Below are 24,017 nucleotides of genomic sequence, written 5' to 3'. Positions count from 1 at the left end.
AATTTTAATAAGGGAGGTGGAATTGATGTCTACGATAAAAAATTTAATTTTTGACTTAGATAATACATTATATGATTTTAGTACTATTTGGAAAAAATCTAATAAGCAGGTATATGAATACTTGAAATACGATAAAATAGTAAGTTATGAAGAATTTTTTAAACAGTATAAAGTTATTAACAATATGCTGGTGGATGAGGTTTTAAAGGGAAATATTAAGCTAAGAGAAATCAGGAATAAACGATTAAAGCTAACCTTAGAGAAATTTGGAATTATTCTTACTGAAGAAGATTGTAATGTTTATTATGAGAAACAGTTTGATTTTATAATAGAATCAATAAAACCTAATGAAGAAGTAAATTTATGGCTAAGTCGTTTATGTAAAAAATATAAAATGATATTATTAACTAATGGAAAATCTTGCGAACAGAGGGAAAAGTTAGCTAAGTTAGGTTTAGAGAATATGTTCGAACTTTATATTTCAGGTGAAACTCATATTAGTAAGCCCAAAGCAGAAGCATTTATTAATGTTTTAGAGAAGGAAAAGATAGTGGCTAGTGAAACTATGATGATTGGAGATTCGCTACATCATGATATAAACCCAGCAAATAAACTGGGAATGAAAACCTGTTTAGTAGAAAGAAAATGGCATTTTGATGATAAGTTAGAAAATTACTCTGGTTATAAAGTTAAAAACATTATCCAGTTTTTTACAGAGTTAGAAGCTAATAAACTGTAAAAAATATTATTATTTTTTTGAATATAATGAAAGTATAAAAAAAATAAGGTATATAATAAAGGCTATAATCACTAGTAGATTATAGCCTTTATTATATTTTTATGTAAATTAAAATATAACGTAAAAAGTAAAATAATTATTCGTTATCTTGGGAAGTGCTGTTGATTGAATTTATTGAATTTGTTATACTATTTATGAAAACTATTACAAAGGAGATAAATTTATGAAAAAGAATAAATTATTAGTTGTCAGTATGGCTGCTGTATTATCTTTATCATTAGCAGGGTGTTCTTCAGCTTCAAATAGTACTTCGACTAGCAATAATGGAACTGTTGCAGTAAAAGAACTTAAAGGAGACGAGCTGAATAAAATAGAAAAAGATGACAAAGAAAAAGAAAAATACCTTGTTATCGACGTAAGGGACGCTAATGAATATAAAGAAGGGCATGTAAAACACGCTATTAATATTCCATTGGCTGATATTGAAAAACATGCAGAGCACTTAAGTGCATGGAAAGATAAAGAAGTAGTAACAATCTGTAATACAGGTAAAAAGAGTAAGGAAGCTGCTGACAAACTTGTAAAAGCAGGATTTAAAAAAGTTTCTAATGCTCAAGGTGTGAAAGACTATAAAGACTATGAAATAGTTAAATTCACTACTTTACTTGCTCATGAATTCCAAGCAGCAATTGATAAAAAAGAAGGGACATTTATCGATGTTCGTGAAGCAAAAGATTATGAAAAAGGGCATGTAGAAGGGGCTAAAAATATCGATGTTAAAAATATTGATAAAGATTTAGCAGCATTATTACCAGCAGATAAAAATGCTCCAGTGTACACATATTGCTACAGTGGTAACCGTTCATCTAAAGCTGCCCAAAAAGCAGTAGAACTAGGATATACAAATGTGTATAATGCTTTTGATGGAGCTAAAGAACACGAATATAAATTCTAAGAGAATATTATAAAAAATGAGTAAAATATAATATAATTTATTAGAAAAAAAACTATTTTTAAGTTATACTAATAAGGGACAGGGTTCTACGTAAATACATGAGAAATTTGGGTTACCACCTTGTCTTTTATTAAATAAGGAGAGGAAGAAATATAAATGAAATATAATAAATTTTTAGCTGTAAGTATGTCAGCAGTGTTATCATTAACTTTAGTAGGATGTTCAACTACTTCATCTGCAAAAGAATTAAAAGGTGAGGAGTTAAACAAAATTCAAAAAGATGATAAGGAAAAAGAAAACTATCTTGTTATAGATATTAGGGATGAAGCGTCTTATAAAGAAGGTCACCTTAAACACGCAATTAACATTCCATTATCAAAAATAGATAAGAGTATTGAAGAAATCCGAAAATGGAGAGAGAAAAAAGTTGTTGTTTATAGTGATAAGTCTGACAAGACTAAAGATGCTGTAGATAAACTTACAAAACAAGGTTTTAAAGATGTAACTGGAGCTCAAAATGTAAAAGACTTTAGCTACGATCTTGTAAAATATACTTCATTAAGTGGAAGTAAATTCCAGGATGCTTTACTAGATACTGCAGCAAATAATGTATTTTTAGATGTAAGAGATAAAGCTGAGTTTGAAAAAGGACATGGAGCAGGTGCTAAAAATATCGATGTGAACAAATTAGATAGTTTACAATCTATTTTACCTGAAAACAAAGAGGTTCCTATATATGTTTATAGTAATACTGGAAACAGTTCATCTGTAGTGGCTCAAAAACTAGTTGACTTAGGATATAAAAATGTCTTTAATGCAATTGATGGAACTAAAGAATTTAGTTATAAATTTGAAATTGCTGACTGTTGTAAAGATCCAAGTGATGCAGTAAAAGGTTCAGAAAAACATGAAGGACATTGTGAAAACTGTGGAAACCATGAAGGTCATGAAGGTCACAATCATTCTGGAGAGAAGAAAGAAGACCATTCTGGACATGATCATTCTGCAGATAAGAAAGATGATCATGCTGGACACAAACATTAATATATAATGCAAAAGGGTGACTCAAAATAGTAATTTCAATCAGAAATTTTGTAGTTGAGTTGCCCTTTTTCTTTATAGGGGACTGCCCCAAAAGTCTTAAAATTTAACAAAGTTCATATGAGAACTCACAGACGCAGTGGTTTATTGATATCTAAATACGCTTTATAAAAGCTTTTTAGATATCAATAAATTGTGCGGGGATGACTCGACAAAATCGATTTCTCCGAAATCACGATTTTTGAGTCACTCCCTCAGAAGATTTTGTATAAAAGGAAAATTTCAGAGATGAAAAACAGGATAATATTTTTTACAAGAGTACCTAAGGTAGGTACAACAAAAACAAGGTTATATGACTTTGTGTCTCCGGATACAGCTGTAGAAATCCAAAAAAAATTAATGAAAAAAAACTATAGTGTTTTAAAAGCAAGTGCTGAAGAAGTAGTAGTCTACCATGATGGACAAAACATTGATGATAAAGTGATGGAGCATATTTTAGAAAATAGAGAATTTTCTTATCAAGTAGGTGAAACACTTGGTGATAAGATGTATAATGCTATTGAACAAGAATTAAAAACTAGTGACAAGGTGATTTTACTAGGTTCTGATATCTATAATCTAAAAAAAGATATGATTAATACTGCATTTGAAAAGTTAGATAAGTATGATGTCGTTATAAATCCAAGTGTTGATGGTGGTTATTTTTTAATAGGGATGAAAAAAGCTATTAAAGAGGTCTTCGATCTTCCAAGTTACGGGGATAACACCGTTTTAGAGAATTTACTTACTGTATGTAATAAACAAAATCTAAGTTATTATTTAGGAGAAGTTGGCTTAGATATTGATACGAAAGAAGATCTTCTATTAGCAGAGACAGGTTATAATAATATTAAGTTATTAGGTGCAGGGGAGTATAATATTAACTTTACCTTTGATGAAGGAGATTTGAAAAAGGTTCTCAGAATAAACATGAAGAGTCAGATGAATCTTGAAAATCAAATAGAATATGAATATGAAACACTACAATTGTTGAAAGACAGTGGAGTTACACCAAAACCTTATGATCTAGTAACAGAGACAAATTTATTACCGTATAAATATTTAACAATGGAATTCCTAAAGGGAAGACCACTTAATTACAAAACAGATATGCATATTGCAGCTTATTTATTAAGTAAGGTTCATAATACACCATATGGAGACAATAACTTAATCAATGCAACTAACCCATTCCAACTCATGTTTGATGAATGTAAACAGATGTCTGGTGAGTATTTAGCTTGGGAGAAGGCAGACGAAAAGGTTAGTAACTATATCAAAACCTTTTTAGAAAAATGTCAAACACTTATTCCAGAAGAATATGATATAGCTAATCCGTGTATTATAAACACTGAACTAAATTCAGGAAATTTCCTAATAGGAGAAGGAAAAGAAGACAGCTATATTATTGATTGGGAGAAGGCGTTAATTGGTGAATGTGAACAGGATTTAGCACACTTCCTAGCACCGACAACGACATTTTGGAAAACTGATATTATTTTATCAGAAAATGAAATTAATGAGTTTTTAGAAGAATATAGTAATTATAGAAGTTTTGATAGAGAAAGATTCGAGAGATATTTAATATTTAATTGCCTAAGAGGAGTTACTTGGTGTAGTATGGCATTTAGGCAGTATAGTGAAAATGATAAAATGCTGATGGATGAAACTACATTTAAGAAAATTGCTTCATATATAGAATTAGAGTTTTTAGAGAAAGTATCAGCATATTTTAAATAGGAGGAGAGTAATGACTGAGTTTATTCAAAGTTTTGGTGTCTTAGCACCGATAATTTATGTATTAATGTTTATGTTCTTACCGGTATTTTTCTTTCCGGTTCCAATACTTGCTGTTGCTGGAGGAGTAGCGTTTGGTTTTGTAGAAGGAAGTTTACTAACTTTCGTTGGAGCGTCATTAAATTGTTATATTATGTTTGTAATATCACGTCGTTTCGGTCGTGAATGGGTGAAAAACTACCTTAAGAAAAAAATGACACCTAAGCAACACGATAGAATTTTTAATGTTAGTGATGAAAAACTAATGATGAGTTTAGTAATACTGAGACTAATACCTTTAGTACCATATAATATGATAAACTATGGATATGGTTTAACTAATATCAGTTTATCAAAATATATGATAGCGAGTGTACTTGGTATTATCCCTGGAACTGTAGTATTCTTAAACTTTGGAGCTACTAGTACAAATGTCTTTAGTAAAGAATTTTTAATAGCTTCATTATTAGTAATTTTATTAACTGTTGGATCAATCTATTTATCTAAGTTAGTAGAGAAAAGAGAACAGCAAAAGAAAGCAGAAAACAATTAAAAATAGAACTCTCAAGATTTCTAGAATTCTTGAGAGTTATTTTTTTATACATGAATTATTTCAACTTCCCCAAATGTTACAGAACCATTTAGGATAATTTTAACATCTTTTCCGATGTTGTGAGTATGTTTTTGAACTTTTCCTAGGAAGTTATTTGTATTATTCTCGATTGCCCATTCTTTAGGAACATAGACTTTTAGATTGCCAAAAGAAATAGAAACATTAAGGTCAAAGTTCTTAATAGGATAAGTATCTAATTTTTCAAAGTAGATAGTAGTAGTTCCGAATGTTGTAGAAGCAGAGAATGAATCAGATTTAGTTATGTCTACATACTGAACATTTTCTCCGAATGTTACATCAGAAAAATCATTACCATTTTTTATTTTTTGATGTTTTTTTACTTTGTAAAAGCTTTTGAATTCTCTATATTTGTATTTTCTAGGGACAAACATAGAAATACCTAGACTAAGGAAAACAGCAACAAAGAATATTTTCCCACCTGATATATCAGCAAAGTGATAATTTTTATTGTATACATAGAATAATAATGCTAGGGGAAATATAGTTCCAAATGAATCAAAATCCATTAAACCTCGGATTGCGAAAAATCCTAGTACAACAGTACATATAGTTAGAAAGATTGATCCGTTTGGGAAAATACTAAATCCATCAAGTAAAGTAGTTACTGCAAGGATTATAAAGAATAATCCAATAAAACTTCTTCTCATTTATTTTTACCTCATTTCTTTTAATTTATCTTTTAATATTTTGTAGTAATGTCTTGAAATATGGACTTGCTTCTTTGAATTAGAAAAAGAAGCGGTACTTGAGCCAGAAAAAGATTTTTCTAGTGAATAAATTGCTTTTGTATTTATTATTGAACTCTTAGAAATTCGACAATAGTAAAAAGGAATAAGTTGTTCTAATTCATATAATTTGAATTTAACCTCGAAAAATTCATCGGTAGTGTGAGCATAGACTTTATTATCATCGGTTTCAAAAAATAAAATAGATTCTAGAGGGATGAAATATTCAGAGTCGCCTTTGTAGAAAATTATTTTTTGAGAATTTACTATAGCTTTTTCAACTAATTCTTTAATTAAGATGACATTACTATTTAAGTCTGGGGTCTTAATAACTAGTTCAATTTCTTTAAGATTTGAGTCCAACTCAATATTAATTTTCATATTGTCTCCTTTCTAAATGTTTATAGTTATATTATATATTATTTTAGTGTGAAACTTAATAGCTTTTAGGTAAGTGGTAAAAAATAGGAAGCAAGTGGTTAATAATTTAATCGTTTCTTTTAGAAAAATAGAGGAAAGTTGATTTATTACATATAAACAAGGTGTTCTGGATGCGTTAACATATCATCTTGATTTTTTATTATATTTATTGTATAATATAAACATAAATGGGAGTGGATGAGTTCTGGTGTGCTCTCTAGTCTTCAAAACTAGTATGAGGGGTTAAGAGCCTCTTGGGTGGGTTCGATTCCCACACATTCCCGCCAGTTTTTTTATTTTTTGAACATAGTAATGCCATCATGAATTTAGTTCATGATGGCATCTTTTTATTTATTTATGATTAATAAAAGGATTAATAGTATAGAGAAAAGTATAATAATAAAGAGACTTTTGATTTTATCAATAGTGTATTTATTATAATGTGTTCGAGTTTTGAAGTCTTCATAAGCATGGACTGTCATCGCCTCAGATATTTGAGGTTGCCAAGTTAATGCGATAAATATGGCTTTAGCATAGTAATAAGGCGACCAAAATGGTAAAAATATACCACGAAGACGACTAGATTTAGTAATCATTTGAGTTTCATATTGAATTCTTGGTAATGCTTGAATTACTACTAAGAGTCCGTATACGATATTTGAAGAAAGTCCGTGTTGTTCGAAATATTTTAGTAATTCTACAAGTGAAATATATGTTGCCAAGATTAATCCTAAAGCTGCAAAGCTATATGTCCTAGTGAAAATTAAAAGAGCATATTTATAATTAGAACTATGAACAATAATAGCCCAAGCAGAACCTATAGCGGGCAGTAGAGGTAGAAAAATAAAAATTAGAAGTTTGTTCCAATATTTCGATAAAAAAAGTAAAAATATTGTTGTAGCGATTATAATAATATTTGGTACTAGTAGTTTACTAAATGAAATCCAGATAGTTAATAACATTATAATAAGAGTAAGAGTAGGACTAATTATTTTCTTTTTCATAACAATCCTCCTTTATATAATGTAGCGTATTGTTTGAAATTTCAATATGGTAATCGCTCCTATTATTTAGTGGCTCTAATCTATGACTTACAATAATAAATGATTGTCCAGCAAGTCTTTTATTTTCTTCAATCCAATCCATTATAAATGAGCAGGCTCTTTCATCAAGATGAGTAAAAGGTTCATCAAGAAGCAATAGCTCAGTTTTTTGGCTTAATAAACACATAAGTTGAATAAGTTTTCGCTGACCACCGCTATAATAATATAAACTTTTATCAAGTTCTTTTTCTAAATCGAATTCTTTTAAAAGTCTCTCTTGCCATAAGGTAGCGTATTCCCAAATATCTTTCTGCATTGAAATCTCTTCACGAGGCATTAAGCTAATAAATTGTTGAAATGCATCTTGTAAACAAGTACTTATTTTTTTATATAACTTCCTTGATTTTTTTACCTTTTCTTCATTAAAGTATATAGTTCCATCGTATTTTTTTAATTGTGAAATAGCATGCAATAATGTTGTTTTTCCTGTTCCATTATCCCCCGTTAAAGTCGTAATACCTTTAAATATATGAAAATCATCAACATTTAATAATTCTTTTTTTCCTTGTTGAATAGAAATGTTTTCTAGTCTTAAGATTTGTTCAGAATGAGTGTTATTGCATAGTTTTACATTTGAATTTTTAGATGTTGGATTTGTTACTAACTCTAAATTACCATTAGAAAGATATGTAAAGGTATCAGCATAGTCCAAGTATAGTTGGTGCTCGTGATCGCATACGATTATAGTTACACCATGGTTGTTTAAGTCTTTCAGAAGAGTTAGTAGAGAATTACGAGTCTTCTTATCAACATTGGCAAATGGTTCATCTAAAATTAAAACTTCACTTCCCATAGCTAATGCTACTGCAAAAGCAGCTCGTTGACGCTCTCCCCCAGATAATGTATGGATATGTTTAGTAGAAATTTCTTGAGTGTTTGTAATAGACAAAGCGTAGTCTAATTTTTCATCAATAATTTGCGGCTCTAGACATAAGTTCTCTAATGCAAAAATTATTTCTTCTTCCAAAGTAGGCATGACAAATTGATTAATCGCATGTTGCATGACATACCCTATATTTTTAACATGTTCTTGCATAGGAATATCAACAATATTTTTCTCTTTGTAAGTAATTACTCCCTCGTAATGTTCTTTATTTAATTTACAAATAGTACGAAGCAGGGTAGACTTACCGCTACCAATATTTCCGGTTAAAACTAACCAACTATGTTCTTTTATTTTTAAACTAACATTATCAAATAAGACTTTATCTTTAATTTTCAAAGAAAAATTATCGATTTCTATGATATTCATTATTTATTACCACTGTTTTGTACTTTATTTACGATGTTCAAGATTAGTTTAACACAGACAACTCCGAAAACTACTACAGAGATAAAACGAACAGCAAACAATGCTATAATCATACCTGTAGAATATGCTTCATAACCAAGTTTGAAATATTCATATACAAAGCTGAAGACAGTAATACCTATTGCAGAAAGAAATAGTGATTTTGAATCATAACGTTTGTATTTAGTAATAAAAAATCCAAACTCAGATCCTAATCCTTGTACTAAACCTGAAACAAGAACCGCAGCTCCGAAAAATGAACCATATAGCATTTCTGCCAGAGCACCTAGAACTTCTCCAAGTGTAGCACTACCAGGTTTTTTGATTAATACTGCAGCAACTGGTGCGGCCATAACCCACAATCCAAATAAAATTGAATTTGCAAAAGGTGCATACCCTAATGGAGTAAGTGCTGTTTCTAAAACAGCGTAAATCCAACCAGCGGCAAGGAAAATCCCCCCGAATAAGAAACCTATTAAAGCTAAAATAATTATGTCCTTTGTAGACCATTTTTTCATAAGAAAAACCTCCTGTTATTTTTTATTCATTAAAACAACAAGAGGTATTTTTAAATTATATATATACTTTAAAATAGACTTGATAAAGATTAAACATTTTCCTACGGCTGTCCTAACAACATCAGGTTCTATGGGTATATTCTCAGCAAAAAAGCACCCCAAATGTTTTAATGATTAGTTAAAATTATAACATGAGTTAATAACGGTGTCAAAAAAGTAGCTTACAGAAAAAATTTATTTAATTTTTTTAGCTAGCATAGTAGCAAAACGTAATTTAAACCTATTACCATTCGCATCAGTCTTATGAAGCTGTCCAAAATCCTCATTATATTTAATAAACTCCCAGTCTTTATAATATTCTTTTAGTTCATTTTCTTTAAAAGTAAAAGGGAAAGGAAGCGGACAAGGTGCATCATCAGTAGACATTGCTGCTACTATCAAATTATAGCCACCGATATTAGTCTGCTCTTGCATATTTTTAATAACATTAGGTATAGATTGTTCTTCGATAAACATTAAAACTACTGTTGAAAGAATAAAGTCGTAGGTATTTCTAAGAGCTGCTGTGTTGATATCATAGCTCCCTATTTTAATATCTAAATTTTCAATTTTAGATGTTTCCATTAAAAATTCTAGAGCAGGAATATTATTATCTACGGCAGTCACTTCAAAACCAAGTTTAGAAAGAAATAAAGAATTACGACCTTGACCAGAGCCTAAGTCTAATGTTTTACAAGGCTTAATAGTCTTTAGGGCTTCTACTACTTCAGAATGAGCAGGGTTTATATCGTATTTGTTAGAAAAGTAGTTTTTCGGTTCGCAGTAGAACTCTAAGAAACATTCTAAATCATCTGATAGAGGTGCGACACGATGCCATGCTTGCGGCTCTACAAAAGGAATATTACTCTCAGGAGTGAAAATGTGCTCAGCTATAACTTCATTATCTTCAGTTAATTCTGTAAATTGAAGCTGTCCTTTTAGAATTGTTAATTTTGCCCAGACGTCTTTTCTAGTATTGTGTTTTTGCCTAAAAGGTTTAGGAAGTGTTTCAGTTGTCCAAATTGGTAATCGTTTATAGCATACTAAGTCTTTTGTCATAATAATCTCCTTATTAACGGTTAAGTTTAATTTCATTATAACATGTAAAATATAAAAATAAAACAAGAGGTGTGATTAGTACTTTTATCTTTATTATGTTGAATTAATCACTTTGTGTTATAATAAGATAGATAATAAATATTAATGAGGTAATGAAAAAATGGTAAAAGTGTTATTCGTTTGTTTAGGTAATATCTGTCGTTCGCCAATGGCAGAAGCAATATTTAGAGATATGGTTGAAAAAGAAGGCTTAAGTGAAAAAATCTTAATTGATTCAGCTGCAACTAGTAGTTGGGAACACGGAAATCCAGTACACAGTGGTACTAGAAAGGAACTTGCAAAAGTTGGTATCGGTGTAGAAGGGATGTATTCTCGTATTCTAAACGATAATGACCTAGATTCAGATTATATCGTGGGAATGGATGACAGCAATATAGAAAATATTAAAAAATTCATCGCAGGTAGAAAAACAGGTGAGGTTAAGAAATTATTAGAGTATGCTGGAGAGGATAGAATTATTGATGACCCATGGTATACAGGAGATTTCAAGACAACATTTAACGATGTAACAAAGGGTTGCGCTGCTTTACTAGATAAAATAAAAAAAGAAGATCTTTAATAGGTTTGTAGCTTTATAAACTTTTAAACAGAAAGTATTTAAGGAGAAAATCATGATAAACATTAGAACGGTTGAATTAGAAGATGCCGAAAAATTAGTAAATATTTATAGACCATATGTCGAACATACGGCAATTACTTTTGATTATACTGTACCAAGTGTACATGAATTTGAGGAAAAGATTTCGAAGGCTATTCAAAGTTATCCTTTTTTAGTAGCAACAGAAGGAAATGATATGCTAGGATATGCCTATGCTAGTGAGTTTTATCCAAAAGATGCATACAAATGGACAGCTGAGATTACAATCTATCTAGATGAAAAAGCTCGTGGTAAAGGTGTTGGAGAGAATTTGTATTCTGAACTTGAAAAACAACTTTATGACAGAGGAATATGTAGATTGACATCATGTATTGCCTATCCAGACGAAGGAAGTATTTCTTTCCATGAAAAAAGAGGATTTAGAAAAGTAGCTCACTTTGAAAAAGTAGGTTATAAATTTAATCGTTGGTATGATGTAGTTTGGTACCAAAAAGATATTAGAGAAAATATTGAATAGAAGAAAGCCCCACAAGAAAACAAAAGGTCTTGTGGGGTTAAGTTTATTCTGAAACTTTTTGGGCAAGTATCATAGCATATGGATAAGGAGAAGCTGTAATGTTTTCAGTATAACTGATGATTTTCCAATCTTCATAATATTCCTTAAGTTCTCCTTCAATAAAAGTGAAAGGAAGTGGTATTAGAGGACGACCGTGTTTTGTTGCATTTAATGCACTGACAATTAGGTTATAACCGTTAAGGTGTGTTTGTTGTTTTATATTAGAAATAATACTTTGAATTCTTGTTGGATTCAAATACATGAAAACATCAGTAGAGAAAATAAAGTCATAACTTCCCTTAATATTAGCTTTTGCAATGTCATGGTCAATTACATTAATATCCAGTTGTTCTTTAATAGAAATATCTGTTAGTTCGTGTAAAAACTCAGCATTATAATCTATTGCCGTAACATTAAAGTTTAATGATGAAAGATATAGAGAATTTCGTCCTTTACCAGCACCGAGATCTAATGTTTTACATGGCTCTATGATTTTCGTTGCTTTAACAACCTCAGGATGAGGAAGATTAAAATCATATTTATTATAGAAATAGTCTTCACGCGAACAATAAAATTCTAATTTGAATTGTAAATCTGTAGAGTTAGGTGTAATTTTAAAAACACTGAGAGGTTTAATAAGCTCAAGATTACTTTTTGGATTAAGAGAATATTGTCGAATAGTCTCATTTTCCAAATTAAGATAAGCAAATTTCATTTTACCTTTTAATATTGTTAATTTTGTCCAAACACCATCTTCTGTGAAAAATCCCTCTTTATAAATCTTCGGTAAAGAGAGAGCAGTAAGCTTAGATGTACTTTTAAAACAAAGTAAATTATTTTCCATATGCTACTCCTTTCTGGATAATTTACTAACATTATATCACGTGAAAAGCTTGATTAAAAATGATAACCGAAAGAAAAATAAATAAAATTAAAATAGTAGAAAAAGAGATTAGTATAGTTGGAAGATTACTATTTACAATGTTGTAATTTTGCATTATTATAGAAACAAGAGATAAATAAAGTAGGTGTTTTTATGAGAACAATAGTAATTTCAGATATTCATGGTAGCTTTTTTACGATGAAGAAACTATTAGATGAAATAAATTTTAATAGTAAAAATGATAAAGTTATTTGTTTAGGTGATATGTGTGATAGAGGGAAAAACACGAAGTTGGTTTGGGAGTTTTTCTATAACCTTCAACAGGAAAATCCACAGCATGTAGTGCTATTAGGAAATCATGAAGATATGTTTAATCTTGCAATAAAAGAGGCGAGATATGGTAATAATCTTTCGGTAAGACAAGATCATTATTTTAGAAATAGTGGCTTAACAACATTGCAATCGTTTTATCCAGAAGCTACAGTAGAAACTAGAGGTATTTATTTCAAGAAATTTGCTGATGAATACAAGCATTTGAGAAAATGGATAAAGAACCTTCCAACAAGGTATGAAAGTTCAGATTACTATTTTATTCATGCGGGGGTAGATTTCACGAAGAATTTTTGGAATCAAACACATAGAGATATGATTTGGATAAGAGAACCATTTTTAAGTAGTAATGAAAAATATAATAAAAAGGTATTTCATGGACATAGCCCTGTAAAACAAGAACCATATTATGAAGAAAAAAGTAATAGAGTAAATATAGATGGAGGTTGTGTTTACGGAGGAAAATTAAATATAGTAATAATAGAAAAAGAGAATTTAATGGTAAAACAAAGTTCTATGTTGAAAGAAGATGTTTATGAGAAATAAAAAAGGGCAGATATAGCTAAAATGCTAATATCTGCTCTTTTTAAACAAAAAAAGAACCGAGCACATTTGTCTCGGTCTCTTATAGAAAAGGAAAGTTTATGAAGTTTATAACTATTTACTAGTTATGGATTAATTATAATCTCTGAACCTTAAATATACTTAAAATTTAGTTTTAAGTTTTAAATGATTATTTTGACCTGAATGCTGATTTAATAGTCTTTTAATGGATTAATAATAGTTTAAAGTTTAAATCCTTATTTTAAGTAAATAACAAAACTAAGTAAACTAAAATTACATAAACGTTTCCAAATATTTCTAAATTGTTACAAAATGTATTTTGTATTACAAAATTGAAAATCTATTGATTATGATTTAGAAAATGAATTATAATATAGGAGAAGTAATTATTAAAGAATTATTAATAAGGAGAAAATACCTATGAGAAAACAGGGATTAAAATTAACTGGTAAGGTTCTAGCAGGACTAGTGTTATTTTCAGGAATAACAGCAGTGCCTACTAAAGCTATTGATGTAAAACCTGCCGCTGTAGATGTAAATGTGAAAAATGTAAAAGCAAGTGTATATGAAAAAGAAGGGCATTTCTATGCTAAATTAGTAGCTGATAAAGAAGTAGCGAATGTTGTAGCACGTATTACAACTGAAACTAAAGCTCAATTTTTAATTAAAAGAGATATTATTAAAGCTGGAGAAGAAGTTGTTGTAGAATTAGATATGAAAGCACAAGTTCCAACTAGAAAATTACCTCATACAGGAGTGAAAAAAGAATCATTCAATACTGTAACTGAGTTAGCAGGGCACACTTTCAAAATTTCTGTAAGTTATGAAGTATCTACAGACGAAGTAAAAGCTCAACAAAAAGCTAACAACGACCAAAAGAAAAAAAATGAAGAAGATCTTAAAAATAAAACAAAAGTAGAAAAAAATGAGGAACCAACAAATGTTCCAAGTATTACTGATCTAAAAAAAGATCCAAATGCTAAAGTAGAACAACCAAAACCTTCAGCACCAGCTGCAGAAACTAAAAAGCCAGCTGAGCAAACAAAACCAGCTGAAACTACTAAACCTGCAGATCAACCAAAAACTAATGTAACAGCACCAGCTAAACCGAACACACCTGAAGGTACAAAACCATCGGTTAACCCAATGAATTTAGTGGGTACACCTGTGGCTAGTGCACCAGTAACTCCGGTAAATACGGTGATGACAAATACACCAAAAACAGAAGCAAAATCAGAAACAAAAGCTGAAGCAACTAAACAAACTCCTCAACCAGCAGCTACAACGCCAGTTGCTGCAACATTTGAAGAGCAAGTTAAACAATCGTTTATCAAACAATTAAATCAATTACGTGCTAAAAATGGATTACCTCAGTTAGCTCAAAATGCAGCGTTAAATAATGCTACAGCAGCTCGTGCTAACTACGTTGCGAATAATGGTGGAGTGCATGCAGGAGTTCACGGTTCTGGTGGATCTTTAGAAAAAGCAGCAGCTACTAATGCAGGTTTTCCAGGAGCTAATAGTATCCTTTACAATGTTGTTCAAGTAGGGCATAGTGGAACAGCTGATCAAGTCGCTTATCAATTATTACATGAACTATTTTCGGAAGAACATAATGTAACACCAGCTCATAAATACGGACACAGAAATACACTTCTTTCAAATACTTCATCATTAGTAGGTGTAGGTGTTAACATTTCAAATGGACTTGTAACATTAGTTCAACATCAAGATAATACAGGGTGGTATAATGGTTCAACTCCAACTCCTGGAAAATTCTTAGACGGTAAATCTTATATTTAATAATTAATTTGAATATTTATTAACAGCTAATTAAGTAATCTTAGTTAGCTGTTTTTTATATTACAAGTTTATTATTTTTATTAATAGCATTATGATGAGAATTTTGTTAAGTAAATAATTTAAGAAATTTGAAATAACTAGTTTCTCAATGTATCGTGCGGGTGATGATGATGGAACTGGGCATGGACATGGAACAGGTATATCGGTCGACTTTATGGTTCCAGTAGGTTCTGCACAAGGAGATCAACTTGCAGAGTACCTGACTAAAAATATGAATGAATTAGGTGTATATTATATTATTTGGAAACAAAGATTCTATATGCCACAATATAATATGTATGGTCCAGCGAACACATGGAATTTAATGCCGGATCGTGGTGGTGTAACTGCTAATCACTATGATCACGTACATGTAAGTTTTGTAAAATAAAATATAAAAATTATAGACAACTAACAGATGAAATTGATTCTAAGTTAGTTGTCTATTTTTACATTAAAAAACTAAATAATACTTTTAAAAAATGTTCTGAAGTAGTATAATTATAGGTAAGTAGTATTATAACACAGGAGGTAAATATGTCAGAGAAAAAAATGAACATGATAGTTTGCGGAGGGTGAAACTCGAAAATAGGGCCGGGGGCCTTATCAGATATATTAAGAGACCTTCCTAAAAAAGAAGATAAAAATTTAATAGTAGGATATGAATCTTCGGATGATGCAGCTGTTTATAAAATATCTGAAGATAAGGCGATTATTCAAACTTTAGATTTCTTTACGACAATGATTAATGATCCATATTTATATGGTCAAATTGCAGCAACTAATGCCCTTAGTGATGTGTATGCAATGGGTGGAGAAGTTATTTCAGCTTTAAACATCGTTGCCTTTCCGGAAAATATGGACTTAGAAATATTACATCAAATATTAAAAGGTGGGGCTGAAAAAGTTCATGAAGCAGGAGGAGTTCTTGCAGGAGGACACTCTATTCATGATGCTACACCAAAATATGGTTTATCAGTAACAGGAGTTGTTCATCCTGATAAAATATTACAAAATAACAATTGTAAAGTAGGGGATTTATTAATAGTAACAAAACCTTTAGGTGTAAGTATTATTAATACAGCTCACATGGTTAAAGAGTGTTCTGAAGAAGCATTTGCTCAAAGCGTTAAACAAATGACAACACTTAATAAATACTCTGCTCAAATGATGAAAGATTTTAACGTAAATAGTTGTACAGATATCACAGGATTTGGTTTCCTAGGACATCTTGTAGAGATGTTAGATGGTAAACATTCTGCAGAAGTATATATAAAAGATATTCCGTATATTGAAGAAGCATATAAATGTGCCAATGAATTTGTTATTACTGCAGGAGGGCAATTAAACAGAACGTTTGTTGAGCCAAATGTAGAATATCAGGTTAAAGACTTTGCATTAGAAGAAATTATGTATGATCCACAAACTTCAGGTGGGTTATTAATAAGCTTACCAGAGAATGAAGCACATGAATTATTAGAAAAACTTAATACTCTTGAAATTAAGAGTGCTATCGTAGGAAAAGTTATAGAAAAACAAGAAAAAGCAGTTATCGTTAAATAGAACTGTTATAAAAGGAGAATATAAGTATGAAAAAAGAAATTCTAGACGCACAAGGTTTAGCTTGTCCAATGCCAGTTATTCAAACAAAAAAATTATTAGTGGATAATGATGTAGTCGAAACAATTGTAGATAATGTTATTGCTACACAAAATTTAGAAAAAATGGCAACTCAACTAGGATATAACTTTGCGGTAAAAGAGGAAGCAAAAGATAAATATATCGTTACAATCTCTAAAGGAGAGGTTACTGAAGGTGTAGTTGTTGATACATTATGTGATACATGTGTTGTACCTGTAACTCAAGCTATACGTGTATTAGAAGAAGAAACAAAAGTTACGTTATTAGTAAAAACTGAAGACAGCGTTGAAAGTCTTAGAAAATTTGCTGATAAAAATAGTTATGAATTTAAAGTTTCTGATATTGAAGGTGGATTTAAAGTAGAAATTACTAGAGAAGAAGCACCGCAATTAGAAACTGCAACAGTTGTTAAAGATGATAGCTACATTGTTGTAATTAACAAAGATCAAATGGGACATGGTAGTGAAGAATTAGGAAAAAGATTAATTAAAGCATATCTTTATGCATTAGGAGAACAAGAAGTACTTCCTAAAAAAATAATTTTCTACAATGGTGGAGGAGTTTTAGTAGATAAAACTCGTAGTCATGTAATTGAAGAATTAAAAACACTAGAAGACGCTGGTGTAGAAATAGTTTGTTGTGGGGCATGTATTGACTATCATAAGATTGATTTAGCAGTTGGTAATCCAACAAACATGTACTTCATCGTAGAAGATATGAGAAAAGCGAACAAAGTAATTCAACCATAGGAGGAAATAGCGTGGAAGAAGGTTTAATTGTTTTTAATAGTACGCATGATTCAATAAAGGCTGATAACATTTGTTTAGAAAGAAAACTTGCAGCATCATTAATCCCTACGCATCCGTCAATAAGTGTAGGATGTGGTTTTATGCTAAAAACAGCATGGGATAATTTTGATAACATTGTAAGAATGTTACAAGAGGAAAATATTGAATATCGTGGACTATACTATTCTAAAAAAATTGGAATTAAGAGAGCAATAAAAGAATTAGAAAATTATAAAATTAAATAAAATTTTGAATAGAGATTAACATAGAGAAAGTTTAAAATGTTTGATTTAATTTTCTTAAATAATCTCTATTCTTAATATAGTGTAAAGGTGAAATATATGAATAACAATGTAATTATTGGTACGGCAGGGCACATCGATCATGGTAAGACTACGTTGATCAAGGCTCTGAGCGGAATCGAGACAGATACTACTCAAGAAGAAAAAGACAGGGGGATGTCTATTAACCTTGGGTTCGCATATTTTGATCTACCGAGTGGGAAAAGATGTGGAGTTGTTGATGTTCCTGGCCATGAGAGGTTTATTAAAAATATGCTTGCTGGGGTTAGTGGTATAAACTTAGTTTTACTACTAGTTGATTCTAGAGAAGGAATTATGCCACAAACTAAAGAACATATTGATATTTTAACGTTATTAGGGATAGAAAATTATATTATCGTAATGACAAAAATAGATTTAGTTGAAGAAGAATATAGAGAATTAGTAAAAGAAGATATCCAAGAATTTATCTCAGGTACAGTTCTTGAAAATTCTCCAATAATTGAAGTCGATTCAATTAGTAAAAAAGGACTTGATACATTATTAGCTACAATCGATAAGAAAACAGAAGATATCGCAGCTAAAAATGTTGAGAAAAATGCTAGAATTAACATCGACCGTTCATTCCAAGTAAAAGGATTTGGAACAGTTGTAACAGGGACTCTTACAGAAGGTGTTATAAATGTAGGGGATGAATTAGTAATTTATCCAAAAGAAGTAAAAGCAAAAGTTAGGAATATTCAAGTTCACTCAAAAGATGTAGAGACTGCCTATGCAGGGCAAAGAACAGCTATAAACTTAGCGAATATTAAGTTTGATGATGTAAAACGTGGAGATACATTAGCCACTGCAGGTTCATTAACAAAAACATACATGCTTGATACTGAAATCAAACTAATAAATGATGAGAGAGCAAATCTTGAATTATGGGATAGAGTACGTGTTTATATCGGTACTGAGGAAGTAATGGCGCGTGTTGTACCGCTTGGAACAGACTTATTAAAAGCAGGAGAAAGTAGTTTTGCACAGCTTCGACTTGAAGAAGAAATTGCTGTTAAAAACTATGACAAATTTATTATCCGTACATACTCACCTATGATTACAATAGGTGGAGGGGTAATATTAGATGCTAATCCTAAAAAACATAGTAGATTTAACGAAGAAATCTTAGAAAAACTGAAAGTTCAGCTTGAAGGTAATACAACTGATTTAATTGCTAACTATTTATTATCACATACTGATTACTTAAATTCTAAAGAGAATATTTTAAAAGAACTTCAACTTCCTAAAGAAGAGTTTGAGGAATCATTAACACAATTAATAGAAAACACTACAATCTATGAAACAAAATTAGGTTATATTCATAAGAAAAAATATGATGAAGTGTTAGAAAAACTGAAGAAATTATTAAGTGACTACCACAATAGATATAAATTAAAAGTAGGTATTCCTAAGATTGAAGTACTTTCTAAGTTTAAAATTTCTCAAAAAGAAATGCTAGAGTTATTAGACTTATTCATACTAAATAACGAAATTCGCTTAGAAGGTAATTTAGTTGCAGAAAAAGATTTCGTAGTTAATTATGATAAGAAACAATTGGCAGAAAAAGAAAGAATAGAAAAAGCATTATTAGATGGTGGCTTCACACCTCCAAGTGTTAAAGAACTAACAAATGGAGAAAAACCAAAGGTTGAGTTGTTAGAATCTCTTATAGATAATACGATAGTAAGATTAGATGCTGATTTAGTTTTACATGAAAAAGTATTTAAAGACGCTGTTCAAAAAGTAGAAGATCACTTTAAAACTAATGATCAAATAGGACTTGCAGAATTTAGAGACATGACAGGTTCTAGTAGAAAGTACTCTATGGCTATTTTAGAGTATATGGATAAAATTGGTATAACTAGACGTTTAGAAAATTATAGAGTTTTAGTTAAGAAATAAATATTGAAGGGAGCTAGGTTGTTTATAACTTAGACAGGGTAAGTAATATGAGTTATTATTTTGATTATGGTGCGACATCACTAAAAAAACCAAAAGAAGTAGCTGATAAAGTCTATGAAGTATTGTCATCGGCAAAGTATGCTAACGCTTCAAGAGGTAGTTATTATGAAGCGAATAATGCATTCCGTGAAGTTTTTGAGGCGAGAAGTGATATTGCAAAATTTTTCGGTATGAAGGAAGAAGATAGGGTTGTCTTTACTAGTAATTCTACAGAAAGTTTAAATATTGCGATTTTAGGACTGTTAGAAAAAGAAGATCACGTTATTACAACTTCTATGGAGCATAATTCAGTTTTAAGGCCGATATATTTAGCACACGAAACAATAGGGTGTGAATATACTATTGTAAAAGCTGGTAAAACAGGATTAATCGATTATGATGATCTAGAAAAAGCTATTAAACCTAATACTAAAATGATTGCTATTACACATAGTTCTAACGTAACAGGAAGTATAGTGGATTTAGAAAAAGTTGCGGATATTTGTAAAAGACATAATATTATTTCAGTTGTAGATGCTTCGCAAACAGCGGGAGTAGTACCTATTAATATGGATGAATTGGGAATAGACGTATTATGTTTTACTGGTCACAAAAGTTTATATGGACCACAAGGAATCGGTGGTCTATGCGTGAGACTTAAAGAACCGGAGATTAAGAGATTTAAAGTCGGTGGGAGTGGTGTTAGAACATTCGATGAGAAACACCCTGGGGAATATCCACTGCGTTTAGAAGCGGGTACTTTGAATACTTCTGGAATCCTAGGTTTACATGAGGGAATAAAATATATAAATAAGCATGGAATTGAAAATCTTTATAAAAAACAAATCGACTTTGCTGATAGATTCTATAATGAATTAAAAGACTTAGAGTGTTTAGAGTTTTATGGAGATTTTACAAAAGATCGTACTGCGGTAGTAGCAATGAACTTCAAAGGAATATCAGCTTCAGATGTTGCAGATGTTCTTGCTGAGGAATACGATATTGCAGTTAGGCCTGGAGCACATTGTGCACCTTTAATGCATGAAGTATTGGGAACAAAAGAACAAGGGATAGTAAGGTTCTCATTTTCAAGTATGAATACAGATGAGGAAGTAGACTACGCTATTAACGCTATAAAAACATTAGCAAAAGAGATTTAGGAGAAATATTATGTCAAAACAATTATTATCAAAAATTCCTGCAATAAATAAGATTTTATTATTAGATGAAGTGAAATCATTAATTCAAGAGTATAGTGAAGTTGGTGTGAAATCAGCGATAAAGAACTATATTGATGAAATCAAACAAGAAATATTAAACGAAGAATTACATGAAGTTCCAAGTTTAGAGAATATTGTAGAAGTAGTTACACAAATAGTGAAAAGTGAAGACAAGAATTCTTTACGACGAGTTATTAATGCAACTGGAACAATTTTACACACAAACTTAGGGCGTAGTTTATTAAGCCAGAAGATTAAAGAAAACATTGAAAGTGTAGCATTTAACTATTCTAACCTTGAGTTTGATATTGATAATAAAAAACGCGGTAGTCGTTATGTTCATCTTATTGATATTATCAAAAAATTAACAGGTGCAGAAGATGTACTTGTTGTTAATAACAACGCAGCAGCAGTATTATTAACATTAAATACTCTAGTTAAAGATAAAGAAATAGTAGTTTCTCGTGGAGAACTAGTAGAAATCGGTGGAGCATTTAGAATTCCTGAGATTATTAAATTAAGTGGTGGTACTCCTGTCGAAGTAGGGACTACTAATAAAACACACTTAAAAGACTACGAGAACGCAATTACTGACAACACAGGAGCATTACTAAAAGTTCATACTAGTAACTATAAGATTGTAGGATTTACTAAAGAAGTATCTAATGAAGAAATATCTTATCTTGCTCGTGAGAATGAACTAGTATCGATAAATGACTTAGGAAGCGGTCAGTTCGTAGATTTCTCTAGATTTGGCTTACCTTATGAACCAACTGTAAAAGAAGTGCTTGATAGTGGTATCGATATTGTAACATTTAGTGGTGATAAACTTCTTGGAGGACCACAGGCAGGTATTATCGTTGGTAAAAAAGAATATATCGAACAAATGAAGAAGAACCAACTTACTCGTGCATTACGTGTAGATAAGATGACTCTAGCTGCTCTAGAAGCTACATTGAAATTATATCTAGATGAAAAAGAAGCGTTGGAACACATTCCTACATTACACATGATTTCATTATCAAAAGAACGTTTATTTGCTAAAGCAGACGTATTTAAAACAAGACTTAGTGACATAGACTTCAAGATTACCGTAGCTGAAGATAAAGCAGAAGTAGGTGGCGGAAGCTATCCAGCAAGTTATTTAGATAGTGTTGTAGTTAAGTTGGAACATCCAAGATTAAGTGCGACAGATATTGAACGCCGCTTATTAGAAGTAGAAATTCCAATCATTACACGTATCAAAGATAATGAGCTTATCTTTGATATGAGAACTCTTCGTACTAGAGAGTTCGACTTAGTTAAACAAGGATTAATAGAAGTTGCGAAGTAAAGATAGAATTTAAGTTGCAGTAAGTTGCACGTTAAAGTAAAAATTCAGCTGTGAAAAAGTAAAAAGCTCGATATATCAGTGTTCTTAGATGATAAAATAGAATAATTTAAGTTGCAGTAAGTTGCACGCTAAAGTAAAAATCCAGCTGTGAAAAAGTAAAAAGTTTGATATATCGGCGTTTTTAGATGATAAAGTAGAATGATTTAAGTTGCAGTAAGTTGCACGTTAAAGTAAAAATTCGACTGTGAAAAAGTAAAAAGCTTGATATATCAGTGTTCTTAGATGATAAAATAGAATGATTTAAGTTGCAGTAAGTTGCACATTAAATAATATTTGATAAAATCAGAAGGTGAGTATATGTTCAGAGAAATAAATATAGAAGATGCACAAGAAGTTGCAGAAATCTGTAAAGCAGCATTAGGTTACGATGTAGATGTTGAAAACGTGAAAAGGCAAATAGAGAAACTAACTAATGACAAGAAACAGCATATTATTATCGGTTATGAAGATGAAAACACAAGGAAAATTATAGGATTTGTTCATGCTCAAATGTATGAAAGTTTTTATAGTGATCTTGGTTTAAATATTCTAGGACTTGCTGTTAATCCTGATTTTCAAGGTAGGGGAATAGGTAAGAAACTTATGAGTAAGTTAGAAAGCTATGCCGTAGATAATAATATTAGCTTTATTAGGTTAAATTCTGCCTTGAAACGTGAAGATGCGCATAATTTCTATGAACATATCGGTTATACCTGTGATAAAGTTCAAAAAAGATTTATAAAGGTATTTGAGTAAGGATGTTGAAACAGAAGTTTTGATGTTTTAGCTCACTTTTAGAGAGTTTGAAAAAGATTTATATAATTAAAGGTAGTTATTATTTCCTAGGAAATCCTTGGAGATACTGATTAAGTTTGATTGTATAGATCTTTCTTTTTGCTTAGTTTTCTTCAACTTGTTTGTACAAAAAAAGTATGATAATATAAAGTAGACTTATATAAAGAAGAGGTAGAAGGAATGGAGTTTAGTAAAGAATATAATGAAATCGATGGATTGTTAGTTTTGACAAGTCCACTTCACCACGATGATAGAGGATATTTTCTAGAAAATTGGAAGAAAAATGATTTAATAAAATTTGGGGTACCAGAAGATTTCTTCGATAATGATCTGCAAAATAATGTTTCAGTGTCGAATAAAGGGACTCTAAGGGGAATGCACTGTCAAGGATGGGCGAAGTTAATGACTGTTGCATGGGGGATGTTTAGAATGTGTTTTGTAGATTTACGACGTGAATCTACCACGTATAAAAAGGTGGTATCACTTGATGTGAAACCTGGTATGGCAGTATTCGTTCCTGAAGGTGTTGCGAACGGTGCGCAATCGTTAGCAGAGAATGGAATATTAAATTATATCGTAACTGGTTATTATAATCCAAATGAAAAATACTTAGGGATTACACCACTAGATTCAAAACTTAACTTACCTTGGGATATGACTACAACACCGATAATTTCAGAAAAAGATATGAACAGCTTATCTTATGACGAAGTAATAGAGATTTTAGAAAGTGATGTGAAGTAATGAAAAATATTGCTTTAATAG

25 protein-coding genes, 1 tRNA gene and 1 riboswitch are annotated in these 24,017 nt (G+C 30.6%); of the genes, 19 read left to right on the top strand and 7 right to left on the bottom strand.

The annotated features are described in order from the left end of the window. Window positions 1–25: 25 nt before the first annotated feature. The 5 genes from O3884_RS03855 to O3884_RS03835 all read left to right on the top strand — a co-directional run bounded on the left by O3884_RS03855 (window position 26) and on the right by O3884_RS03835 (window position 5,103). Entirely contained in the window at window positions 26–739 is a 714-nt protein-coding gene (locus O3884_RS03855; protein WP_371451809.1) for an HAD family hydrolase, read from the top strand. A gap of 223 nt (window positions 740–962) precedes the next feature. Next, window positions 963–1,694 carry a rhodanese-like domain-containing protein gene (locus O3884_RS03850; protein WP_371451808.1) on the top strand — a complete coding sequence of 244 codons (732 nt, stop codon included), beginning with the start codon at window positions 963–965 and terminating at the stop codon, window positions 1,692–1,694. A gap of 156 nt (window positions 1,695–1,850) precedes the next feature. Next, complete coding sequence (locus tag O3884_RS03845; protein ID WP_371451805.1) at window positions 1,851–2,738, top strand: rhodanese-like domain-containing protein; 888 nt, start codon at window positions 1,851–1,853, stop codon at window positions 2,736–2,738. Between the two features lie 285 nt (window positions 2,739–3,023). After that, window positions 3,024–4,514 carry a TIGR04282 family arsenosugar biosynthesis glycosyltransferase gene (locus tag O3884_RS03840; protein WP_371451804.1) on the top strand — a complete coding sequence of 497 codons (1,491 nt, stop codon included), beginning with the start codon at window positions 3,024–3,026 and terminating at the stop codon, window positions 4,512–4,514. A gap of 10 nt (window positions 4,515–4,524) precedes the next feature. After that, window positions 4,525–5,103, top strand: a complete 579-nt coding sequence (locus O3884_RS03835; RefSeq protein WP_371451802.1) for a TVP38/TMEM64 family protein — start codon at window positions 4,525–4,527, stop codon at window positions 5,101–5,103. Between the two features lie 44 nt (window positions 5,104–5,147). On the opposite strand, the gene O3884_RS03830 is transcribed toward O3884_RS03835, so the two are convergent. Together O3884_RS03830 and O3884_RS03825 are read right to left on the bottom strand one after the other, a co-directional pair. Next, window positions 5,148–5,831, bottom strand: coding sequence for a LiaF transmembrane domain-containing protein (locus O3884_RS03830; protein ID WP_371451800.1), 684 nt, complete (start codon window positions 5,829–5,831; stop codon window positions 5,148–5,150). A 6-nt stretch (window positions 5,832–5,837) separates the two neighbouring features. Continuing rightward, window positions 5,838–6,290: a LytTR family DNA-binding domain-containing protein gene (locus O3884_RS03825; protein WP_294682318.1), complete on the bottom strand. Its 453-nt coding sequence runs from the start codon at window positions 6,288–6,290 to the stop codon at window positions 5,838–5,840. Window positions 6,291–6,519: 229 nt separating this feature from the next. On the opposite strand from O3884_RS03825, the gene O3884_RS03820 reads away from it, so the two are divergent. Further along, window positions 6,520–6,616: transfer RNA gene (locus O3884_RS03820), tRNA-Sec, on the top strand. Between the two features lie 60 nt (window positions 6,617–6,676). Here O3884_RS03820 and O3884_RS03815 read toward each other — a convergent pair. From O3884_RS03815 to tehB, 4 genes are all read right to left on the bottom strand, one after another. Beyond that, complete coding sequence (locus O3884_RS03815; protein WP_371451798.1) at window positions 6,677–7,333, bottom strand: energy-coupling factor transporter transmembrane component T; 657 nt, start codon at window positions 7,331–7,333, stop codon at window positions 6,677–6,679. Then, window positions 7,314–8,684 (bottom strand): ABC transporter ATP-binding protein, encoded by a 1,371-nt coding sequence (locus tag O3884_RS03810; protein ID WP_371451796.1) that lies wholly within the window; start codon window positions 8,682–8,684, stop codon window positions 7,314–7,316. Before O3884_RS03810 ends, O3884_RS03815 begins: the two co-directional genes overlap by 20 nt. Next, entirely contained in the window at window positions 8,684–9,241 is a 558-nt protein-coding gene (locus O3884_RS03805) for an ECF transporter S component (protein WP_371451794.1), read from the bottom strand. The genes O3884_RS03810 and O3884_RS03805 overlap by 1 nt, the downstream gene beginning before the upstream one ends. Window positions 9,242–9,322: 81 nt before the next feature. Next, window positions 9,323–9,412, bottom strand: a riboswitch (TPP riboswitch). A gap of 63 nt (window positions 9,413–9,475) precedes the next feature. Continuing rightward, window positions 9,476–10,339 (bottom strand): SAM-dependent methyltransferase TehB, encoded by an 864-nt coding sequence (tehB, locus tag O3884_RS03800; RefSeq protein ID WP_371451792.1) that lies wholly within the window; start codon window positions 10,337–10,339, stop codon window positions 9,476–9,478. Window positions 10,340–10,499: 160 nt separating this feature from the next. On the opposite strand from tehB, the gene O3884_RS03795 reads away from it, so the two are divergent. Beyond that, complete coding sequence (locus tag O3884_RS03795; protein ID WP_371451790.1) at window positions 10,500–10,958, top strand: low molecular weight protein-tyrosine-phosphatase; 459 nt, start codon at window positions 10,500–10,502, stop codon at window positions 10,956–10,958. 52 nt (window positions 10,959–11,010) lie between these two features. Next, window positions 11,011–11,514, top strand: coding sequence for a GNAT family N-acetyltransferase (locus O3884_RS03790; RefSeq protein WP_371451788.1), 504 nt, complete (start codon window positions 11,011–11,013; stop codon window positions 11,512–11,514). Between the two features lie 43 nt (window positions 11,515–11,557). Here O3884_RS03790 and O3884_RS03785 read toward each other — a convergent pair whose 3' ends face one another. After that, entirely contained in the window at window positions 11,558–12,397 is an 840-nt protein-coding gene (locus O3884_RS03785; RefSeq protein ID WP_371451786.1) for a TehB-like domain-containing protein, read from the bottom strand. Window positions 12,398–12,589: 192 nt separating this feature from the next. Here O3884_RS03785 and O3884_RS03780 point away from each other — a divergent pair, with 192 nt between their 5' ends. From O3884_RS03780 to O3884_RS03730, 11 genes are all read left to right on the top strand, one after another. After that, window positions 12,590–13,312 carry a metallophosphoesterase gene (locus tag O3884_RS03780; protein WP_371451784.1) on the top strand — a complete coding sequence of 241 codons (723 nt, stop codon included), beginning with the start codon at window positions 12,590–12,592 and terminating at the stop codon, window positions 13,310–13,312. 438 nt (window positions 13,313–13,750) lie between these two features. Continuing rightward, a complete protein-coding gene (locus O3884_RS03775; RefSeq protein ID WP_371451782.1) occupies window positions 13,751–15,133 on the top strand; it encodes a CAP domain-containing protein in 1,383 nt (460 codons plus the stop codon). A gap of 133 nt (window positions 15,134–15,266) precedes the next feature. Then, window positions 15,267–15,563, top strand: coding sequence for a VldE C-terminal domain-containing protein (locus O3884_RS03770; RefSeq protein WP_483299435.1), 297 nt, complete (start codon window positions 15,267–15,269; stop codon window positions 15,561–15,563). Between the two features lie 197 nt (window positions 15,564–15,760). Next, window positions 15,761–16,735 carry a selenide, water dikinase SelD gene (gene selD, locus O3884_RS03765; RefSeq protein WP_371451855.1) on the top strand — a complete coding sequence of 325 codons (975 nt, stop codon included), beginning with the start codon at window positions 15,761–15,763 and terminating at the stop codon, window positions 16,733–16,735. Between the two features lie 26 nt (window positions 16,736–16,761). Next, on the top strand, window positions 16,762–17,562 hold the full coding sequence (gene yedF, locus O3884_RS03760; RefSeq protein WP_371451779.1) for a sulfurtransferase-like selenium metabolism protein YedF: 801 nt from the start codon (window positions 16,762–16,764) through the stop codon (window positions 17,560–17,562). 11 nt (window positions 17,563–17,573) lie between these two features. Then, entirely contained in the window at window positions 17,574–17,846 is a 273-nt protein-coding gene (locus O3884_RS03755; RefSeq protein ID WP_371451777.1) for a putative Se/S carrier protein, read from the top strand. Between the two features lie 96 nt (window positions 17,847–17,942). Beyond that, the gene (gene selB / locus O3884_RS03750; RefSeq protein ID WP_371451775.1) at window positions 17,943–19,826 is read left to right on the top strand and encodes a selenocysteine-specific translation elongation factor; all 1,884 of its coding nucleotides are present in this window, start codon (window positions 17,943–17,945) and stop codon (window positions 19,824–19,826) included. A 47-nt stretch (window positions 19,827–19,873) separates the two neighbouring features. Beyond that, window positions 19,874–21,025, top strand: a complete 1,152-nt coding sequence (locus tag O3884_RS03745; protein WP_371451773.1) for an aminotransferase class V-fold PLP-dependent enzyme — start codon at window positions 19,874–19,876, stop codon at window positions 21,023–21,025. A gap of 10 nt (window positions 21,026–21,035) precedes the next feature. Further along, entirely contained in the window at window positions 21,036–22,418 is a 1,383-nt protein-coding gene (selA, locus tag O3884_RS03740; RefSeq protein ID WP_371451771.1) for an L-seryl-tRNA(Sec) selenium transferase, read from the top strand. Window positions 22,419–22,775: 357 nt separating this feature from the next. Continuing rightward, window positions 22,776–23,213, top strand: coding sequence for a GNAT family N-acetyltransferase (locus O3884_RS03735; RefSeq protein WP_371451770.1), 438 nt, complete (start codon window positions 22,776–22,778; stop codon window positions 23,211–23,213). Window positions 23,214–23,432: 219 nt separating this feature from the next. Then, the gene (locus O3884_RS03730) at window positions 23,433–23,996 is read left to right on the top strand and encodes a dTDP-4-dehydrorhamnose 3,5-epimerase family protein (RefSeq protein ID WP_371451768.1); all 564 of its coding nucleotides are present in this window, start codon (window positions 23,433–23,435) and stop codon (window positions 23,994–23,996) included. Window positions 23,997–24,017: the final 21 nt, after the last annotated feature.

Source organism: Gemella sp. 20925_1_85 (assembly GCF_041433735.1).
Classification (GTDB): domain Bacteria; phylum Bacillota; class Bacilli; order Staphylococcales; family Gemellaceae; genus Gemella.
The sequence above is the reverse complement of the archived record's forward strand: the minus strand, read 5'-3'. Positions and strand labels throughout refer to the sequence as shown.

What these genes read in the sequence shown, in the direction of transcription:
- O3884_RS03845 (WP_371451805.1), top strand. Translation starts at nt 1,851, where the DNA reads ATGAAATATAATAAATTTTTAGCTGTAAGTATGTCAGCAGTGTTATCA.
- O3884_RS03735 (WP_371451770.1), top strand. Translation starts at nt 22,776, where the DNA reads ATGTTCAGAGAAATAAATATAGAAGATGCACAAGAAGTTGCAGAAATC.
- O3884_RS03790 (WP_371451788.1), top strand. Translation starts at nt 11,011, where the DNA reads ATGATAAACATTAGAACGGTTGAATTAGAAGATGCCGAAAAATTAGTA.
- O3884_RS03745 (WP_371451773.1), top strand. Translation starts at nt 19,874, where the DNA reads ATGAGTTATTATTTTGATTATGGTGCGACATCACTAAAAAAACCAAAA.
- O3884_RS03805 (WP_371451794.1), bottom strand. Translation starts at nt 9,241, where the DNA reads ATGAAAAAATGGTCTACAAAGGACATAATTATTTTAGCTTTAATAGGT.
- tehB (WP_371451792.1), bottom strand. Translation starts at nt 10,339, where the DNA reads ATGACAAAAGACTTAGTATGCTATAAACGATTACCAATTTGGACAACT.
- O3884_RS03835 (WP_371451802.1), top strand. Translation starts at nt 4,525, where the DNA reads ATGACTGAGTTTATTCAAAGTTTTGGTGTCTTAGCACCGATAATTTAT.
- O3884_RS03850 (WP_371451808.1), top strand. Translation starts at nt 963, where the DNA reads ATGAAAAAGAATAAATTATTAGTTGTCAGTATGGCTGCTGTATTATCT.
- O3884_RS03780 (WP_371451784.1), top strand. Translation starts at nt 12,590, where the DNA reads ATGAGAACAATAGTAATTTCAGATATTCATGGTAGCTTTTTTACGATG.
- O3884_RS03840 (WP_371451804.1), top strand. Translation starts at nt 3,024, where the DNA reads ATGAAAAACAGGATAATATTTTTTACAAGAGTACCTAAGGTAGGTACA.
- selB (WP_371451775.1), top strand. Translation starts at nt 17,943, where the DNA reads ATGAATAACAATGTAATTATTGGTACGGCAGGGCACATCGATCATGGT.
- O3884_RS03815 (WP_371451798.1), bottom strand. Translation starts at nt 7,333, where the DNA reads ATGAAAAAGAAAATAATTAGTCCTACTCTTACTCTTATTATAATGTTA.
- O3884_RS03810 (WP_371451796.1), bottom strand. Translation starts at nt 8,684, where the DNA reads ATGAATATCATAGAAATCGATAATTTTTCTTTGAAAATTAAAGATAAA.
- O3884_RS03730 (WP_371451768.1), top strand. Translation starts at nt 23,433, where the DNA reads ATGGAGTTTAGTAAAGAATATAATGAAATCGATGGATTGTTAGTTTTG.
- selA (WP_371451771.1), top strand. Translation starts at nt 21,036, where the DNA reads ATGTCAAAACAATTATTATCAAAAATTCCTGCAATAAATAAGATTTTA.
- yedF (WP_371451779.1), top strand. Translation starts at nt 16,762, where the DNA reads ATGAAAAAAGAAATTCTAGACGCACAAGGTTTAGCTTGTCCAATGCCA.
- O3884_RS03830 (WP_371451800.1), bottom strand. Translation starts at nt 5,831, where the DNA reads ATGAGAAGAAGTTTTATTGGATTATTCTTTATAATCCTTGCAGTAACT.
- O3884_RS03785 (WP_371451786.1), bottom strand. Translation starts at nt 12,397, where the DNA reads ATGGAAAATAATTTACTTTGTTTTAAAAGTACATCTAAGCTTACTGCT.
- O3884_RS03775 (WP_371451782.1), top strand. Translation starts at nt 13,751, where the DNA reads ATGAGAAAACAGGGATTAAAATTAACTGGTAAGGTTCTAGCAGGACTA.
- O3884_RS03795 (WP_371451790.1), top strand. Translation starts at nt 10,500, where the DNA reads ATGGTAAAAGTGTTATTCGTTTGTTTAGGTAATATCTGTCGTTCGCCA.
- O3884_RS03825 (WP_294682318.1), bottom strand. Translation starts at nt 6,290, where the DNA reads ATGAAAATTAATATTGAGTTGGACTCAAATCTTAAAGAAATTGAACTA.
- O3884_RS03855 (WP_371451809.1), top strand. Translation starts at nt 26, where the DNA reads ATGTCTACGATAAAAAATTTAATTTTTGACTTAGATAATACATTATAT.